Here is a 16571-nt window from a genome sequence, read left to right as displayed (position 1 = left end):
TGGCAGAACCGATAACCTGTGCGAGCCTGCTCGCTCCCACAATTGATCTTCTCTGTCAGGAAGGCCGGTTACTTCTTCAGAAGCGCCGAACACGCCGCCTTGTACGCCTCATGCTGGTACTTGTTCAGCGTTCCCGGCAATTCGAAGTTGTGCTTCTTGGCCTGGGCATTGATGGTCTGCGGCGACAACAGCGTCACCTCGCAATTCTCCAGCAACTGGAACACCCCTTCGATCTTGAACGTAGTCGGCCCACCGGCGAACTCACCTTTCTTGCCGCGCTTCTTGATCGCGATGCGGTCGATGGAGTTTTCACGGACGAACGACGCAACCTGCGCGGCGAACAGCTTAACGTTGGCCGCCTCGTCATCATCATCGAGGGCGATTTTCTTGGTGTTGAGGGCGACGTGACTCAGGGCCGTACCGTCGAGGGATGCCACGGCGATGATCGCTTCACTGCCTTTGATTTCGATGCCGCAGATTTTCATTTCGATCCCTTTCACAGCCTAAAGCTCAAGTTGATTAGCGGCAATACCAAACGCCGCTGCTATTTTTTCGCGAGTGGCCTTCCGAGGCTCTGAGAGGGTCTCTTGCTGGGAAAATGCCGGCTGAGAGACACCCATCCGTTTGGCCACTTCATCCTGGGTAAGGTTCAAGTGTTCGCGCCATGGAGCGCTGTCCGAGGGAAGATCAACGGATCTGTGAAAGCTTGATTGAAATTGTCTTGCATCTTATCGAGCAGAAATTTCTGTAGGATTTTTAGTATCAATTACTGCGAAGTTTCCTTTTCCTTCCTTTGACTGTGAGTTCGGCGGTACGAATTATTTAGTTTGTGCCGCATCATTCATGGACATCCATCACAGATAAGGATTTTGGAAATGAATGCTCCCCTCTCCTCTGTGTACACCAATAAAGCCTCCCCAGATTCTCTTCGCAGCAAAAAAGATTACCTTTTCTCGCAGCAACTTGAAGGGGCGAACAAAGACGTCTTGAGGATTATTGAGCAACAACGGGCTTACGCCAATGCTCCTCCGCCCACAGCCAACCAATGCTCGCTATCTCGTTTTACAACAACGAATATGATCATGGGCCTATATATATGAAGCCAGAAATATTAATTTTCATAGATAACGACTATTTATCAACCTCACTATATTTGTATAGAAGATTACACTTTCAAGCTGCAGCAAAAGAAGGCATCAGGTGCATAACAATAATCGCAAAAGATAGCAAAAATATTAGGGAGGCCAGCGATGAAAGTGATGAAGCTGTCTTGGTAGATAGTATTGAAGCCAGAGAAGTACTCTGCGCAGTAGAACGTTTAAGTCGGACATACAGTGTGAAAGGACTGTTTTGCTACCCCGCGCATGTCACACCGCGTGGGGACGCTAACCCTGTAGTTGAAGATATCGCCAGGCGATGTGGGCTTAAATATTACAGCGCCGAACCGCTAGAGAATTGTAATAATAAATACTTAATGCGTTCGAAACTTAGCAATATAAAAGGAGTTAGGTCGGTAAATTTTAGGCTCTTCAACGGAAATTTCGAAACTATGAATGATCTCATGTTTCCCGTAGTGATGAAGCCGGTATACGGGGGCGGCTCGGCGTTTGTCTCGATATGTGATGACCGAAAGAGTCTTGAGAAAGCCTATAATCACTTCATACAAAGATTTCCTGACGTGCCTGGAGCCTATTCTTTCTCGGGAACTGAAAAATGGCTTAGTTCCCCAGAAGAAGGTCCTGTGCTATATACGCCGGGCGTTTCCGTGTTAATTGAAGAATTCATTGAGGGGCCTGAAGGTTCTTTAGAATGCTTGGTTATCGATGGCAACATTCACCCGATGTTGATATTTGAAAAGATGATAACAAGCAACACCTCCAATACGGTTTTGGAAAAGGTCATAGTTACACCACCGCAAAGCTTTTCTAACGACCAGATATCGATGATCGTATCAACTATTAGCAATTCTATAAAAGCACTGAAGGTAAAGAACGGATTTTTACACGTTGAGTTCAAATTATCTAAAAACGGCCCCCAAGTGATTGAGGTGAACCCGAGGCTGGGCGGGTTCTTCGTGGACGAAGCACTTAAGGATCTGTGCTCATGTGATGCGTATGCCTTAAACGTCAATTACATAACAAGTAAGCCAGTAACCATAGGGCACCATTTGGCGGATGACCTTCCGATCTTGCCGGAGGACGCCGTTTACGCGATGCTTCTATTCTACCCAACTCGCTCAGGCTACATCAAAGCTATAAAGCTTCCAGAAATTGACTCTGCGTGTGAGATTTTATCGCAGGTACTGCCTACTACTAACGGCCACAAAGATGGTTTCTTCGATGTAGAGAACGAAGAAGCTTATATCGCAAAAATGTGGGTGAGGGCAACGTCTATAGACGAGATACTTCACGTCCATAAAGAGTATGAGAGAAACATTAAAGTCGAAACATCTGCATATCGTGAAGGCAAATTACTGGAGCAGTGCTAGATGTGCGGGATAGCTGCAATTTTTGAGACTTCTACGCGTTCTGATGAAAAGCGCGAATTTGAGGCTACTTTATTAAAAATGTTGGGGAGAATCTCCCATAGAGGCGCTGCTGAAAGCTTTGGAGAGCGCTTTATATTTTCTCATGCTGCTATTGGTACCAATCGCTTGCCTATCGTGGAGAGAGAAGACAACAATCAGCCGTTCATAGATAACATTTCTGGTCACGCAATTATATTTAATGGTGAAATTTACAACTTGAATGAGTTGCGATTAATTTTATTGTCACGCGGAGTGAAGTTTTTAGGCTGTTCAGATACCGAGCTAGTTCTTAGAGCCTATACTCACTGGGGAAAATCTTGTCTGACCCGACTCAATGGTATATTCGCGTTTATTATCTATTCACCGGGAGACAACACCGTTTTCGCTGCGAGGGATCGGCTGGGCGTAAAGCCTCTATACTTGACTCAAGAAGGAACTGTCCTCTATTTCGCATCGGAACTGAAAGCACTAATTGGGTTGACCAACAAGACACAAGAAATCCTCCCTGGACATTATTGGGTGGACGGTCGACAGAACGCATATTATTTAATTAGCGAAAGCATAGGGTCGCGACTAGATTACAAGTCTACGGTAAATCAATGCAATGAGCTACTGCACCTCTCGGTAAAACGTCAAGTCAATACGGATCTTCCGGTAGGCGTAGTTTTCTCTGGCGGGCTAGATAGTGCGATAATTCTTTATCTTGCTAACCTATACCATAAGAACGTCACCGCCTACACGGTCGGAGTGGCTGGCTCAGCTGACGTAGTATTCGCGCAGAGATTATGCAAAGAACTTGGCATTAAGATAGTTATTTCTGATGTTGATCGTGTAGATTTGATGCAGTCTATTAGAACCAGTATATATGTATCTGAACAATTTGAACCCGTAGATATAACTGATGCATTAACTATACATTCTGCTTTCTCCCGAATGAAAGAAGACGGGATACGTATAGCTCTATCTGGAGATGGAAGTGATGAGCTATTCGCTGGTTATGACTTCTTTCAAGGGGCCAGTGACCGTCGTGCGCTTCAGTTACATAAAGTTAAGAACTTGTATCGAACTGATCTACAGCGTGTAGATAGAATGAGCATGTTCAATACAGTGGAATGCCGTGTGCCGTTTCTCGACAAAGATCTTTTTGATTTTATAATATCAGCTCCGATGGAGTTCCATGTAAGAGATGATTTTACAAAAGTTCTACTGAGGGACGCTTTTTCCCTCGAATTACCAGATTATATCACTCGGCGACCAAAAATGAGGATGTCTGAAGGGTCAGGTATAGGTGGACTCATTTTTGACGTACTTCAATCAATGAATGAGAGCCTGGATAGCAAGCCTTTTCCATTAGAAGATAATGCAATTAATAATGCTGCTTTGATATTCCAAGAGCTCGGCTTTGAACTTCCAGACAATCGATATAAGGTACAAGGTCTCGACTATCATAGCGGGGGATGGACGACCTCGAAAACTAAAGAAATTGATAAAAACCTCGTCAGTTCCCCTACCAGCGAAGGATAATAAAAAATGATTATTGCAAAGGACACTTTGAGTAAGCAGGATTTGCTGTCTTCCGACCAATGGGGCGACCACAAATTTCAAATGAAGAATGCCATTCGCACCAAGGCTCAGCTGGAAGCCTGGGTAACTCTCAGTGATACGGAGTTGAAGGGCATTGAGCAAACAGAAAGCCAGTACAAGTGGATGATTACTCCATATTATGCATCACTGATGGACGAGACCAATGAGAATTGTCCAATTCGGCTGCAAAGCATACCCCACCCAAAAGAAGTTGATGAGAGTAATCAGCAGGAGGATGTAGACCCGGTGGGTGATATGGTTTATATGAAAACCAGGCGCGTCGTACATAAGTATCCAAACCGAGTCATATTCCTAGTGTCGGATACTTGCCCAGTTTATTGCAGACACTGCACTAGAAAGTTTCACACAACTGACAAGTCAGGCAGTTATTACAACAAAGAGCTTCCCGCCTCATATGATCAAGACATAGAGTACATCGCAAACAACAAAAACATCAGCGACGTATTACTTACCGGAGGCGACCCGCTAATTCTATCCGATAAGCTTTTGCATAGCATTATATCTAGGCTCAATGCAATCCCCCACGTAGATTTTGTACGCATTGGCTCACGGTACCCGGTTTTTCTTCCGCAGCGAATAACAGATGATTTTTGTAAGATGTTGTCCGAATTCAAATCAATTTGGTTTAGCACCCATTTCAATCATCCCGTGGAAGTGACTCCTGAGGCCTTAAGCGCGGTAGATAAACTTCTTTCCCACGGTATACCGGTGCAAAACCAGACAGTGCTGTTGCGTGGTGTGAACGACGACGTCGAAACACTTAGAACGTTGAACCGGATGCTGGTGAAAGGCAGGGTAAGGCCTTATTACCTATACCACGCGGACAATGTTCAAGGCGTATCGCACTTTAGAACGTCGATAGAAAAGGGCCTTGAGATTATGGAGCAGCTGCACGGTTATGAAACTGGTTTCAGCGTCCCACAGTATGTTTACACCACTAAACTTGGGAAGATCCCTTTGAATAACCAGTACTTCTATAAACTAGGTTCTAAGAATTTTGTGCTTGGCTATGATCATAAAACGCTTGAAGTTCCTTGAGGTCAACTGACTCGCGAGTGGGTCACTACCTGGTGGCTTTGAAACTAACTAATTTACCATTTCTTCGGTACTGATATGATATTTACTAAATTAGACTACTCAATGTTAAGCCCAGAATCTATTGTCGCTCAATTTAAAGAGGACTTTAGTTTTTCATCTGATGTCACAATGTTAGACCTTCCTAAAGCCAATCAACAGCGACCGACGCCGAAACATTGGAGGGACGACTGCCATTCAAACTACGATGATTTATTTCTTCAGCTTTCAAGGCATGTTGGTGATGTCTTCGGTTATAGCGACCTGCAGAACGGTAAGCTTGTTCAAGAAATATTCCCAATCTTCAAAGATAGAAATAAGCAGTTGGGAAGTGGTTCTGTGCATTTAGAACTGCATACTGAAGACCCGGCTTTACCTTATAGGGCCGATGTGCTAGGTTTTTTATGCGTAAGAAACGACGATAAAGTCCCAAACTTGCTGTCTTGCCCAGATTTTTCAGCTGTTGATGCAACACTTAAGCACAGGTTAACTGAGACCCGTTATACCATTCTTTCCGACCGACCATCTACGATCGAATATAAGCCAACATCTCTAGAGACGGCGGTACTGCAAGAATCACCTACCGAGGGCTACGGCTTCATTTATGATCCTGTCTACGTTGACTACAGCAAAATGTCTCATTGCGAAGAACTAGATTTTAAGGATTTTATCAAGCTGGTTGAGTCAGCAACCTTTGACTTATCAATGAACGAAGCACAGGTTTTGTTTATCAACAACTACAAGTGTGCTCATGGCAGGCCACAATTTACGCCAAAGTACGATGGAACGGATCGATGGCTGAAAAGAGTACAGATTTCCAAGGATGTGTCTAAGCACCTAGACCGGGAGTACAGTCTTGACATCATCACTGATATATAACCGTGCCGCGAGGCTTTCCCGTAGATATACATCCGAGATGCGCGAGAGTTCTCGGCTCTCGCTAGCCTTTGTATCTGGCAATATCGCGCATGTGATTATTGCGACTACGGACGTAATAATGGCTGGATGGATTAGTACCGAGGCGTTAGCTGCGTCGACTTTGGCACAGGGCCTCTACTATCTTCTGTTTTTATTATTCTCCGGGCTACTCATCTCTACCATCCCGTTTATTACTGATGCATTGGGGTCTAAGGCAAAAGAAGAACAATATGCATCTGTATCGACCAGCTGCATTCAGCTCATAGTAGCTGCGTTTTTAATATGCATAGCAATGCTCTATTTTACGAAAGAAATATTAGTTTTTTTTGGCCAGGATCCGCTTTTGTCTCTCGAAGCTCAGAGATACATGAATAGCCTGATGTGGAGCATCGGCCCAGCGATTTTATTTGTACACCTCAGAAATGTGTTATCAATAATGGGATCAGCGCGATATACAGTTATCGCAATTATTATAGCAGCGATCTTTAACTTCGTTGCTAACCTGATTCTAATATTTGGTTTTTTGTGGATACCCCCCTTGGGTTTGTTCGGTGCAGGTATTGCCACGACGCTAACAAACATTTTGCTTTGTATATTGCTGGTAATATTAGGCTTAATGAATCCGCAGTTCAGGGAGCGGCAGCACTGTATAAAATTGACAGTAGTGAGAGGGTGGTTGATGCTGCCTATTTTAAGAAATGGTATTCCGGTCTCTTTAACGCAGGCAAATGACACGCTATTTTTCTTCATCCTCACAATCATAGTGGGTAAGTTTGGAGTCGTTGCGTTGGCTGCTCATGGCATCGCAATGCAAGTTCTTCAAGTCGTATTTACAATACCTAATGGCATTTCTCAAGCTTCTACTACGAGAATAAGCCTCTGCTCTCCTTTGGGTGTGTATTCGAGGCGGACGAGTGACGCCGGATGGAGTGCTTTATGGCTCGGCTGGATAGTACTCACTGTAATATCTTCTATCCTGATTATTTTTTCCCATGATATTGTTCAGCTATTTGTTGCTCGCGGTGAAGGTGGAGATGACGAGCTCATCAAGCTTTCTAGCCTTTTTGTCTGCATTTTAGGAATCTTCCATTTCTTTGATGGAAGTCAAATGGTACTGCTCGGTATATTTAGGGGCTTGAAACAGACCGTCTTTCCGATGTTGCTTTCGATTATTTGTTTTTGGCTAGTGGGGCTACCGCTCGCTCTCTTCTTGGCATTTTATACTGACCTAGGAGCAGCGGGTGTATGGTGTGGCGTAGGGCTTGGACTTATAGCGCTGTTCTCTCTACTTCTATTTAGATGGATCCGATACAAGGCTACGGCGCAGGTTGTGGCATGAGAAATCTATACGGCATTCGAGGTATAAATTACATACTGAAACACAGTATATTCGTGATAGCTTGCTTAGTATTACTATCTATATTGCTTATTCTGGCGGTACCGAAGGGTTTTTTGTCGATATATTCGGTGTCTTACTGCTGCTTGTTATTTTTTCTTCTCTATTCCATCAGTGCCTGGCCGATTATTCGCTCCCAATTTGATATGCTCAATATCGTCGTACCTTATTCCACCGTGCGACGTTTTAGTAGCTACACCTGTTGGCTCGTTCCGCTCTCCATTTTTACGTTGGTGGCGGGACTCTATAACAGAACTGAATTAGTCGGATTTGGACTTTTAGTATTAAGCCAATTATTAATACTTTGCCTCATAATCTGCTTATATGCGACGGTTGTGATTTCCTGCAGGTCTGCTCTAAAGTGGCGGGAGCCGGTGCTCACATTATGGTACGAGGCATTAGATGACCTTGGCGATATTGATGATAAAACTCGCGAGTGTATCCTCGATCTAATTGAGTCGGAATTTCATGGAAGAGAATTATCACGCTCTAGCCACCTATCCAGCGGTTTGCTTAAGCCTGTCATGCCTATACCTTATGCTACGAATATAAATATCAATGGATTTAAGTCGTCGTTCGGACCCAGAAAGCCTCTTTGGTCTAAAGACGATTTCAGCTTTCTCTCAGGCATTGATACGCTTCTTGTCGAGATGACGCAGGAACTAATCCAGCTCTATGAAAAACACAAGAACACCCAGGAAAAATATCCCTTTCATGACGATCCTTTGTGGAAATCAGTTCCACTTTATAAAGGAGGTCAAAAAGTTGCTGTATACGCTGACCTTGTTCCAAATACGATTCGCTTTGTCAAGGATGTTGTGCAAGGCGCTACTATCAGAGAGGTTGTGCTTTCAAGCCTAGAACCGGGCGGTCACATCGAGCCGCATCTGGATTATGTTTATCCTATGCTGACGTTACATCTTCCTATCCTTTGTGCTGACGATGGATTATCTGGACTGAGAATCGGGGAAGAGATCGTTAGTTGGAGAACGGGTGAAATAGCAATCATTGACACGACTTTTCAGCATGAGTCTTGGAACCATAGTGAATGTACTCGTGTAAATCTGATGTTTGATTTCTGGCCCGGGGACCTAAGCCCGTCGGCGAAAGCTTTTTTCACTGAAGTCTACTCGCGGCAGATGCTGCGACACTTAAAATAATTACAGTTGGTGAAAATCATGTCAAATCCGAGCCAGCAGTTATCGAAGGTCTTGAGTGAAGGTCCTAAAATACGTGACTTAATTCAGATGCACGACGGTGAGCTAAACCTTGAAGTCCCGCAGGAAGTTTCTCGCGCGACGATTGACGCCTTAATAAATGGGCACACTGGCTATTGTAATCTTACTGGCATAGATGTTTTAAAAAACGCGTTGATCGAGAGATGCTTTCAACAACATAGTAAGTTGTGCGACCCGGCCGAAATTTTAGTTTCTAATGGTTCAAGCCAGGCTTTGTTCATGTTGATGAAGTGCATATTATCCAACGCGGACGAGGTTCTGATTCCGAATCCATGCTGGCCCGCCTATAGATCTTACATAGAACTTAACGGAGGTATTGCCGTCGATTACAAAATGGGAAATAAGGGTCTCGACATAGTTGAACTTCGCAAGTTGGTGACTCTCAAAACCAAGGCGTTGATTATTAACTCACCTCACAACCCCACTGGCTTGACTCTCAGTCGGCAAGATACTCTAGAGTTGATGGCGTTATCTCAAGAGTTTGGCTTTCTACTCATTTCCGATGAAGCCTACGAAGGCATCATTTTCGGTAGCGGTGAATATGTTAGCCCTCTGGATCTTATGGCGGACTCTAGCCTGCTGGTGGTTACACGTACGTTCTCAAAACTGTTCTCTATGTCTGGTTTTAGAATAGGCTATATGTTCGCGGATAGAAAAATAATCGACCGATGCTCCACGCTTCAGGGCGTCATGACGGACAATGCGTGTACATTTGCGCAGCACGGCGCCTTGGCAGCTATAGCGTTGCCTAAGAGCATTCTTAAAAAACGTGTTGATGAGTTGCAACACCGAGCCTATTACTGCCATCAATTATTAAGCACTACGTTTGACATTGTACGGCCGCAGGGTGGTTTCTTTCTATTTCCTGACATTTCCCGAGTATTGGGTGCTACTTGGAATTCGGATACTCAATTTGTAGACGATCTCCTCAATGTAAAATCCGTTTCGACCACGCCAGGGTCTTCTTACGGTATGAAGGACCATATCCGCATCTCTATTGCTTCCGTTAATGAAGCTGAAATTAAAGAAGCGTGCGGGAGAATTATTGATCTTGTCCACCATCGCTGATTTTCATACGACAGGTGTTACTAGTGTGGAAACCGTTGTCGCTTGGAGGCTCCATGGTTTCATCAGATATTATAGTTGGTCGCGACATTTATTTTAAGTCAAGACAGCTCCATATCTTATAGCCACCTATGTTCCGGCCTAAAATTTTATTGGTCACTAATTATGCATACTATTGAAAATATAGCGGTAAGTGTTGAAAGCCTCACAAAAAAATTCGAGGTTGAACGTTTCAAGGTTTATACCTTGAATCAAATTGACCAGATTCCTCAGCTTGCTAAATTAGACAGTCGGACTATTTGGGCGATGAAGGTGGTGGCAAGCGTTCTGCCATTTCGAGTCAATGAATATGTTATCAAAGAATTGATCGACTGGAACAGTATTCCAAACGACCCTATATACCAGCTTACCTTCCCCCAGAAGGACATGCTGGATAACGAGTCTTTTGATCTAATAGCATCTTTACTTTTAAGGAATTCCGACCGCTCATCCTGTGAGGTCGCGATAAAAGCGGTTAGAGCTAGACTCAATCCCCATCCAGCAGGACAGCTGGAGCGTAATATTCCTTCACTGTCTGGCGTGACAGTAACGGGTGTCCAGCACAAATATCGTGAAACTGTGCTTTTTTTTCCAAGCGCTGGTCAGATTTGCCATAGCTACTGTACTTTTTGTTTCCGTTGGGCCCAATTCACGGGTGACCAATCGCTCAAGATTGCTGCTAAGGAAAACGCCCAGCTATTGGATTATCTTCGGGCCAACCCTAAAGTGACTGATGTTTTAATTACTGGCGGAGATCCGCTAGTTATGAAGACAAGCAATCTATGTGCTTACCTAGAACCTCTTTTGACGCCTGAATTCGAGTACATCCACACTATCCGAATTGGTACGAAGGCGCTTTCTTTCTGGCCTCAGCGGTTTGTGACTGACAGCGACGCAGGTGAACTTCTTGATCTATTTAGGAAGATCATCAACAGCGGTAAACACTTAGCGTTAATGGCTCATTATAATCATTGGGCGGAACTTGAGCCTGCCATTGCTCGAGAGGCTATTCTTCGTGTTCGACAAACAGGCGCTCAAATACGTAGCCAGGGCCCGTTGCTGGCTCATATCAATGACTCAGCTGACGTCTGGGCGCGACTCTGGCAGACGCAAATTCAACTAGGCATTATTCCTTACTATATGTTTATCGAGCGTGATACCGGGGCCCGCCGGTATTTTGAAGTCCCCCTTGTATGTGCGTGGGAAATTTACCGGGACGCGGTCAAACAAGTTTCAGGTATTGCCAGGACTGCCAGAGGACCTTCGATGAGCGCAGATCCGGGGAAAGTTGAAGTCTGCGGTTTAGCTGAAATTCGAGGAGAAAAGGTGTTTGTTTTACGTTTTATCCAAGCACGAAACCCGGATTGGGTGCAGAGGCCATTCTTCGCACGATTTGATCCCGATGCTACGTGGTTCGATCAACTAAAACCGGCTTTTGGGGAGACTGCGTTCTTTTTCGAGAGGGAAGTTACTTAACCCGTTTTTGCCAGCGTTGCCGCTGATGATCAAACTGCCAGGCTGGGACAATGTGCTTCCACTCTATACTCTGTGCGCGGTTTTCATGGATCCGCGTTTCATAACCGCAGGACGCGAGATCAACTGGTCGCGGTAGGAATGGCAGTCACCTGCCACCCCCCGCACAGATCCATACGTGCGGAATTACCGCATACGGCTCCTGCCTTGGGTTTTAACGCCGAAGCGGGTTGTATTCGCAACATAAGCAACTGGAAGCGCACATAGGGGAGCTGCCGCAGACCGCGACAGCTCCCGATGAGGAATGGAGTTCGATTCAGTCGGTAAGCCCAGCAAGATAAGCCCACGGATAAATCCCCCGCTCATGCCCATCGCTGAAGACCAGTTGCAGGCCATACCCCTGCGAGTGCAATTCGATCACCCGGACCCGCGCATCCACCATCGGCGCCCCCCCCCGCAACCGAAACGCCCGGCACTGCGAGCACGGGCACTGGCGGCGCAGTTCGGCGTGTTCGAACACCTGCTCGCGACCATCCGGCCAGTTCAGGCGCAACTGCCGTTTGCTGCGGCAATTGCCAATCGCCAGCGGATTCATTGCAGTTGACTCAAGGCAATGCGCACGGCCTTGCGCACTTCAGGGTCGCCGTCGTCTTGCGCGTCCTGCAATGCCGCTATGGCCCCTGGGTCGTTCAATTCGCCGAGGGCCAACGCGGCTTCCTTGCGCAGGTTGCTGATGCGGTGGCCGAGGGTGTCGATCAGTGCTTGGAGCGCAGGTACAAAACGCAAGCGACCGAGGCTGCGGGTGGCGCGCAGGCGCACTTGCCAGTAATCGTCGTCCAGGGCGTCGATCAGGGCCGGGCCGGCGTCGGGGTGGCCGACCTTGCCCAGGGTGGTGGCGGCTTCTTCGCGAACTTGCCAGGCAGCGTCCCGCAAGGCCTGGCGCAGGGCCGGCAGCACCTGTGCGTCAGACGCCAGGCCCAAGGCCCCGGTGGCGGCACGCCGAACTTCAGTGTCCGGGTCAGCGCTGGCCAACCGCGCCAGTGCCGGCAAGGCATCGAGTTGCTTGAGCCAGCCGAGCACGCCCACTGCCTCGCGGCGCACGCTGGCGCTTTCATCAATCAGTGCCCGGACAGCCGCTTCGGCGGCATCGGGGCAACGCAACTCGCGCAACGCCCTGAACGCGGCGATGCGTACGCCGCTGTCGGCGTGTCCGGTCCACGGCAGGATGACCCGGCCCGCCGCTTCACTCTTGAGCAGGCTGAGACTTTGCGCAGCGGCCGCCTGCACCGCCGGGGATGGATCCGTCAGGGCCTGGCACAACGCTTCGACCACGGGCGAGTCCTCCCAGGCTTCCAGCAACCGCGCGGCTTCGGCGCGAACCTCTGCAATCGGGTCTTCGGCCAGTCGATTGATCAACCACTGCAGGCCGTCCGGCTCCTCGAGATCGGCCAGTTCGATCAGTGCGATCCGGCGCACGCCGGGATCGTCATCGGTCAGGCGCGGTTGCAGGGCCAGAATGTCGTCGTTATCGGTTACATCGAAAAGTGAGGTCATAGGGCAAATCGCGGCAGTTTGTTTTCAGGGGGAAGTCCGAGCGGGTTCAGGCGCGGCAATTGCCGACCGTCTTCGTGGCGCAGGAGTTCGAGGCAATGGCGCTTGAGGTGGGAGAACTCAGGGTGGGTCATCAGTTCCGTGCTGCGCGGCCGGGGGAAGTCCAGGCGCAGGTCTTCGATGATTCGCCCGGGGCGCGGGCTCATGACCAGCAGGCGATCGGCGAGGAACAGCGCTTCGTCGATGTCATGGGTGACAAACACCACGGTGGTGCGGATGCTCGTCCAGATGTCCAGCAGCAGTTCCTGCATGTTCAATCGGGTCAGGGCATCGAGGGCACCGAAGGGTTCGTCCATCAGCAGCAGGCGCGGACGGTTGACCAGCACCCGGGCAATTTCCACCCGTTGCTGCATGCCGCCGGAGAGCTGGTCGGGCCAACGCCCGGCAAACCCTTCGAGGCCCACCAGTGCGAGGATTTCATCCGCTGCCATGTGCCGTTCAGCCTTGCCGACGCCCCGCATTTTCAAGCCGAACGCCACGTTGTCACGCACGGTGCGCCACGGAAACAGCGTGTGCTGCTGGAACACCATGCCGCGCTGGGGCGATGGGCCCGACACCGCTGCGCCATCGACATTCAGCGTGCCGGTGCGCGGTTCCAGGTGGCCGGCCAGAGCCCCGAGCAAGGTCGATTTGCCGCAACCGGACGGCCCGAGAATGCACACGAACTGCCCCGGCTCGATCTGGCAGTCGAGGCCCTGCACCGCTTCGAAGGCAGTGTCGCCCTCGCCCAGGCTGATCGACAGCCCGTGAATATCGATACGCCCTTGCAGGTGTTGAAAAACGCTCATCAGGCTTTTCCTCGTGGTCGATGCCAGGGTGTGAACAGCCCGCCCAGACGCTTGATCAACAGGCTGCAGCCCATCCCGAGCACGCCGATCAGCAACATGCCGACCACGATGTCGGCGTAGTTCTGGATGGTGTAGGACTCCCAGGTGTAATAGCCGATGCCGAATTGGCCGGAGATCATTTCCGCCGTCACCAGGCAGAACCACGAGGTGCCCATGCCGATGGCCAGGCCGGTGATGATGCTCGGCGCAGCGCCCGGAAGAATGACCTCCAGCAGGATGGCCCGGCGCCCTGCCCCGAGGCTTTTCGCCGAGGCGATCAGCCGTGGGTCGACGCCTTCGACGCCGTGCACGGTGTTGAGCAGGATCGGGAACAGTGCGCCGGTGAAGGTGATGAACACCATCGACAGCTCCGACGAGGGAAACATCAGGATCGCCAGGGGAATCCACGCCACCGCCGGGATCGGACGCAGCACTTCCAGGGGTGGCAGCAACAGATCTTCGGCCCATTTCGAGCGGCCGATGGCCAGGCCCAGGGCAACGCCAATGATCAGCGCCGCGAGGTAACCGGCGAACACCCGGCCGAGGCTGCTGCCCAGGTGCTGCGCGAGCTTGCCCGAGTCGCCGAGGCCGAGGGCGGCTTCAATGACCGCCACGGGTGTCGGGACGTTGGCGAAGGTCACCAGGCCAAGGTTCCAGTGGTGGCTGGCGGCAAGTTGCCAGAACAGCAGGCAGAGCAGCAAGGATGCGACTCTGGGGATCCAGCGTGAATATGATCGGTACACAATTATTCCTCTTAACCCGCCTCCTGTAGGAGCGAGCTTGCTCGCGATGGACTCAAGAACGCCGCGTTTCGTCAGTAGACATGCGTTATCGTTAACGACCATCGCGAGCAAGCTCGCTCCTACAGGGGGTTGTAGTGTTTTGCCGGTTAGCGCACTGCCACGGCCTGGGCTGTGGCATCGGTGAAATCAAGGACCTTGCCGCCCTGGGCCGTGGCGAACTGCTGGGCCTGGCCTTTGAGCAGGAACGCGCTCAGTTGCCCTTTTCCATCGGTGGCAAACCACGCCTGGTCCGCCAGCAACTTGATCCCGCTGTCGCTGGCCTGGGCGTACACCGCGCGGATGTTTTTGCCTTCCTGCTTGAGGGCTGCCAGCGCGGCAAACGCCGCTTGCGCCGAGGCGTACTGGCGAACCTTCGGCTCGCCGCGCACCCAGATTTCCGCCACGTGGCTGAAGTCGGTGATGGCTTGGCCGCTGGCGGCATCGACGGCCTTGAGCGGTGTCTGCTGGTAGTTCGCAAGCTGCGCGCTGTAGTCCAGGTTCGAGGCCTTGAAGGCGGCGCGGATGTACTGGTCGTCGATGAAAGTGTTGAGATCAAGACCGCGATCGGCTTTCTTCAACAATTTGAGGGTATCGATGGCGGTGCCCACGGCCTGACGATATTCCGGCTTCCAGCTCAGGTCGCGGGTCTGCACACCGAGAGGGCCATGAAACAGGTAGTTGACCTCGGCATCGACCCCGGTGACCTTGGCGATCAACTCGCTGTACTTCTCCGGCTCAGCCGCCAGCAGCTGGTTGGCTTCGATACTCGCCCGCAGGTAAGCGACGACGATTTCCGGGTACTTCTGCGCATAGGCCTGATCGACCAGCGCACCGTGGAAGGTCGGCGCGTTGGCCTGGGCGCCGTCATAAATCTTGCGGGCGAAACCCCGGCTGGGGAACAGTTCGGCGAAGGGCACGAAGTCAGCGTGAGCATCGATCTTGCCGGCCTGCAACGCGGAGCCGGCGACTTCCGGCGGCTGGGCGATGATGTTCACGTCCTTGAGCGGGTCCCAGCCCTGGGCCGCGACGGCGCGCAGCAGCATGCCATGGGCGGTGGAAGCGAACGGCACGGAAATGGTCTTGCCTTTCAGCTCTGCCAGCGACTGCACGCTCGATGCGCTGGGCACCACGATGCCGTTGCCGCTGCCCTTGATGCTGCCCGACAGCACGCTGATGAACAGGCTGTGCTTGCCCGCCGTTTCGAACGCCACGCCGTTGAACGCGCCGGGGAAGTCGGCCATGGCGCCGAAGTCGAGTTTTCCGGCCACCATTTCGTTGGTCAGGGGGGCGCCGCTGGTGAAGTTTTTCCACTGCACCTCGTATTGGGCATCTTTGTAGGGGCCATCGTGGGGCAGGTATTTGTCCAGCAGCCCGAGTTCGCGAATCAACAGGCCTCCGGCGGCGCAGTTGATGGTGGTGTCCTGGGTGCCGATGGCAATGCGGATGGTTTCGGCCGAGGCCGACAGGGTGAATGAAGCCAGTACCAGACCGGCCAAAGCTGCACGCAACATCATGAGTGTTTCCCCTCGAATCATTTATTGGATGTTCGTCTCCGCCACGATCAGGGCGTGGTGGGAAACGAGGGGTGTTGTGAATCAGGCGTCCGGTGGTGCCGGATGGCGTTTTTGGGTGTCTGCAGTCGATCCACTGTGGGAGCGAGCCTGCTCGCGAAAGCGTCTTGTCAGTCGATGAAGATGCCAGCTGTGCCGGCCTCTTCGCGAGCAGGCTCGCTCCCACATTTGTGATTGTGTTTCAGCGCAGCAGGTACGGGATTTCGACTTTCACCGCCCCGGTCGGGCAGTCCTTTTCACAGGGCATGCAGTACCAGCATTCATCGAACGCCATATAGGCCTTTTGCGTAGCCGGGTTGATCGCCAGCAGGTCCATCGGGCAAACGTCGACGCACACGGTGCAGCCTTTGTGAGCGATGCATTTGTCCTCATCGACCGTGACCGGTGCGTTGGAGCGGAAGAAGATTTCCTGGGGTTGGTAAGCCATGTTCGGTCTCTCTTTTGT

General features: G+C 50.4%; 16 protein-coding genes and 1 pseudogene. 9 read left to right on the top strand and 8 right to left on the bottom strand.

From position 1 onward, the window contains the following. Positions 1-68: 68 nt before the first annotated feature. Both KGA83_RS08005 and KGA83_RS08000 read right to left on the bottom strand, forming a co-directional pair. Positions 69-485 carry a DUF3010 family protein gene (locus KGA83_RS08005; protein ID WP_115947967.1) on the bottom strand — a complete coding sequence of 139 codons (417 nt, stop codon included), beginning with the start codon at positions 483-485 and terminating at the stop codon, positions 69-71. An 18-nt stretch (positions 486-503) separates the two neighbouring features. Next, positions 504-668, bottom strand: a pseudogene (locus tag KGA83_RS08000) (helix-turn-helix domain-containing protein); the annotation flags it as partial. Positions 669-875: 207 nt separating this feature from the next. Between KGA83_RS08000 and KGA83_RS07995 the strand changes: the two are divergent. The 9 genes from KGA83_RS07995 (at position 876) to KGA83_RS07955 (ending at position 11338) form a co-directional block, all read left to right on the top strand. After that, positions 876-1100, top strand: coding sequence for a hypothetical protein (locus tag KGA83_RS07995; protein WP_158560142.1), 225 nt, complete (start codon positions 876-878; stop codon positions 1098-1100). Continuing rightward, a complete protein-coding gene (locus KGA83_RS07990; protein ID WP_158560141.1) occupies positions 1097-2488 on the top strand; it encodes an acetyl-CoA carboxylase biotin carboxylase subunit family protein in 1392 nt (463 codons plus the stop codon). Before KGA83_RS07995 ends, KGA83_RS07990 begins: the two co-directional genes overlap by 4 nt. Further along, the gene (gene asnB / locus KGA83_RS07985) at positions 2489-4051 is read left to right on the top strand and encodes an asparagine synthase (glutamine-hydrolyzing) (protein ID WP_223529411.1); all 1563 of its coding nucleotides are present in this window, start codon (positions 2489-2491) and stop codon (positions 4049-4051) included. 6 nt (positions 4052-4057) lie between these two features. Further along, positions 4058-5170: an arginine 2,3-aminomutase gene (gene blsG / locus KGA83_RS07980; RefSeq protein WP_115947831.1), complete on the top strand. Its 1113-nt coding sequence runs from the start codon at positions 4058-4060 to the stop codon at positions 5168-5170. Positions 5171-5272: 102 nt separating this feature from the next. Further along, positions 5273-6085, top strand: coding sequence for a hypothetical protein (locus KGA83_RS07975; RefSeq protein ID WP_223529409.1), 813 nt, complete (start codon positions 5273-5275; stop codon positions 6083-6085). Positions 6086-6122: 37 nt separating this feature from the next. Then, on the top strand, positions 6123-7463 hold the full coding sequence (locus KGA83_RS07970; protein WP_223529431.1) for an MATE family efflux transporter: 1341 nt from the start codon (positions 6123-6125) through the stop codon (positions 7461-7463). Between the two features lie 431 nt (positions 7464-7894). Next, positions 7895-8680 (top strand): aspartyl/asparaginyl beta-hydroxylase domain-containing protein, encoded by a 786-nt coding sequence (locus KGA83_RS29905; RefSeq protein ID WP_223529408.1) that lies wholly within the window; start codon positions 7895-7897, stop codon positions 8678-8680. Between the two features lie 18 nt (positions 8681-8698). Then, complete coding sequence (locus tag KGA83_RS07960) at positions 8699-9826, top strand: pyridoxal phosphate-dependent aminotransferase (protein WP_115947826.1); 1128 nt, start codon at positions 8699-8701, stop codon at positions 9824-9826. 162 nt (positions 9827-9988) lie between these two features. Continuing rightward, entirely contained in the window at positions 9989-11338 is a 1350-nt protein-coding gene (locus tag KGA83_RS07955) for a KamA family radical SAM protein (RefSeq protein WP_177413273.1), read from the top strand. A gap of 313 nt (positions 11339-11651) precedes the next feature. Here the strand turns inward: KGA83_RS07955 and KGA83_RS07945 are convergent, their stop codons facing one another. The 6 genes from KGA83_RS07945 to KGA83_RS07920 form a co-directional block, all read right to left on the bottom strand. Further along, positions 11652-11930: a DUF971 domain-containing protein gene (locus KGA83_RS07945; RefSeq protein WP_223529406.1), complete on the bottom strand. Its 279-nt coding sequence runs from the start codon at positions 11928-11930 to the stop codon at positions 11652-11654. Then, on the bottom strand, positions 11927-12889 hold the full coding sequence (locus KGA83_RS07940; protein WP_115947824.1) for a HEAT repeat domain-containing protein: 963 nt from the start codon (positions 12887-12889) through the stop codon (positions 11927-11929). Before KGA83_RS07940 ends, KGA83_RS07945 begins: the two co-directional genes overlap by 4 nt. Continuing rightward, positions 12886-13734, bottom strand: a complete 849-nt coding sequence (locus KGA83_RS07935; protein WP_223529405.1) for an ABC transporter ATP-binding protein — start codon at positions 13732-13734, stop codon at positions 12886-12888. Before KGA83_RS07935 ends, KGA83_RS07940 begins: the two co-directional genes overlap by 4 nt. Continuing rightward, positions 13734-14516, bottom strand: coding sequence for an ABC transporter permease (locus KGA83_RS07930; RefSeq protein WP_115947822.1), 783 nt, complete (start codon positions 14514-14516; stop codon positions 13734-13736). The genes KGA83_RS07935 and KGA83_RS07930 overlap by 1 nt, the downstream gene beginning before the upstream one ends. A 146-nt stretch (positions 14517-14662) precedes the next feature. After that, on the bottom strand, positions 14663-16069 hold the full coding sequence (locus KGA83_RS07925) for an ABC transporter substrate-binding protein (protein WP_223529403.1): 1407 nt from the start codon (positions 16067-16069) through the stop codon (positions 14663-14665). A gap of 238 nt (positions 16070-16307) precedes the next feature. Further along, positions 16308-16553, bottom strand: coding sequence for a ferredoxin family protein (locus KGA83_RS07920; RefSeq protein ID WP_003180418.1), 246 nt, complete (start codon positions 16551-16553; stop codon positions 16308-16310). Positions 16554-16571 lie beyond the last annotated feature (18 nt).

This window comes from Pseudomonas sp. GL-R-19, assembly GCF_019956375.1.
GTDB lineage: Bacteria > Pseudomonadota > Gammaproteobacteria > Pseudomonadales > Pseudomonadaceae > Aquipseudomonas.
Note: the sequence above shows the minus strand (reverse complement) of the source record. Positions and strands in the feature narration are given on the sequence as shown.

What these genes read in the sequence shown, in the direction of transcription:
- KGA83_RS08005 (WP_115947967.1), bottom strand. Translation starts at nt 485, where the DNA reads ATGAAAATCTGCGGCATCGAAATCAAAGGCAGTGAAGCGATCATCGCC.
- KGA83_RS07995 (WP_158560142.1), top strand. Translation starts at nt 876, where the DNA reads ATGAATGCTCCCCTCTCCTCTGTGTACACCAATAAAGCCTCCCCAGAT.
- KGA83_RS07990 (WP_158560141.1), top strand. Translation starts at nt 1,097, where the DNA reads ATGAAGCCAGAAATATTAATTTTCATAGATAACGACTATTTATCAACC.
- asnB (WP_223529411.1), top strand. Translation starts at nt 2,489, where the DNA reads ATGTGCGGGATAGCTGCAATTTTTGAGACTTCTACGCGTTCTGATGAA.
- blsG (WP_115947831.1), top strand. Translation starts at nt 4,058, where the DNA reads ATGATTATTGCAAAGGACACTTTGAGTAAGCAGGATTTGCTGTCTTCC.
- KGA83_RS07975 (WP_223529409.1), top strand. Translation starts at nt 5,273, where the DNA reads ATGTTAAGCCCAGAATCTATTGTCGCTCAATTTAAAGAGGACTTTAGT.
- KGA83_RS07970 (WP_223529431.1), top strand. Translation starts at nt 6,123, where the DNA reads ATGCGCGAGAGTTCTCGGCTCTCGCTAGCCTTTGTATCTGGCAATATC.
- KGA83_RS07960 (WP_115947826.1), top strand. Translation starts at nt 8,699, where the DNA reads ATGTCAAATCCGAGCCAGCAGTTATCGAAGGTCTTGAGTGAAGGTCCT.
- KGA83_RS07955 (WP_177413273.1), top strand. Translation starts at nt 9,989, where the DNA reads ATGCATACTATTGAAAATATAGCGGTAAGTGTTGAAAGCCTCACAAAA.
- KGA83_RS07945 (WP_223529406.1), bottom strand. Translation starts at nt 11,930, where the DNA reads ATGAATCCGCTGGCGATTGGCAATTGCCGCAGCAAACGGCAGTTGCGC.
- KGA83_RS07940 (WP_115947824.1), bottom strand. Translation starts at nt 12,889, where the DNA reads ATGACCTCACTTTTCGATGTAACCGATAACGACGACATTCTGGCCCTG.
- KGA83_RS07935 (WP_223529405.1), bottom strand. Translation starts at nt 13,734, where the DNA reads ATGAGCGTTTTTCAACACCTGCAAGGGCGTATCGATATTCACGGGCTG.
- KGA83_RS07925 (WP_223529403.1), bottom strand. Translation starts at nt 16,069, where the DNA reads ATGATGTTGCGTGCAGCTTTGGCCGGTCTGGTACTGGCTTCATTCACC.
- KGA83_RS07920 (WP_003180418.1), bottom strand. Translation starts at nt 16,553, where the DNA reads ATGGCTTACCAACCCCAGGAAATCTTCTTCCGCTCCAACGCACCGGTC.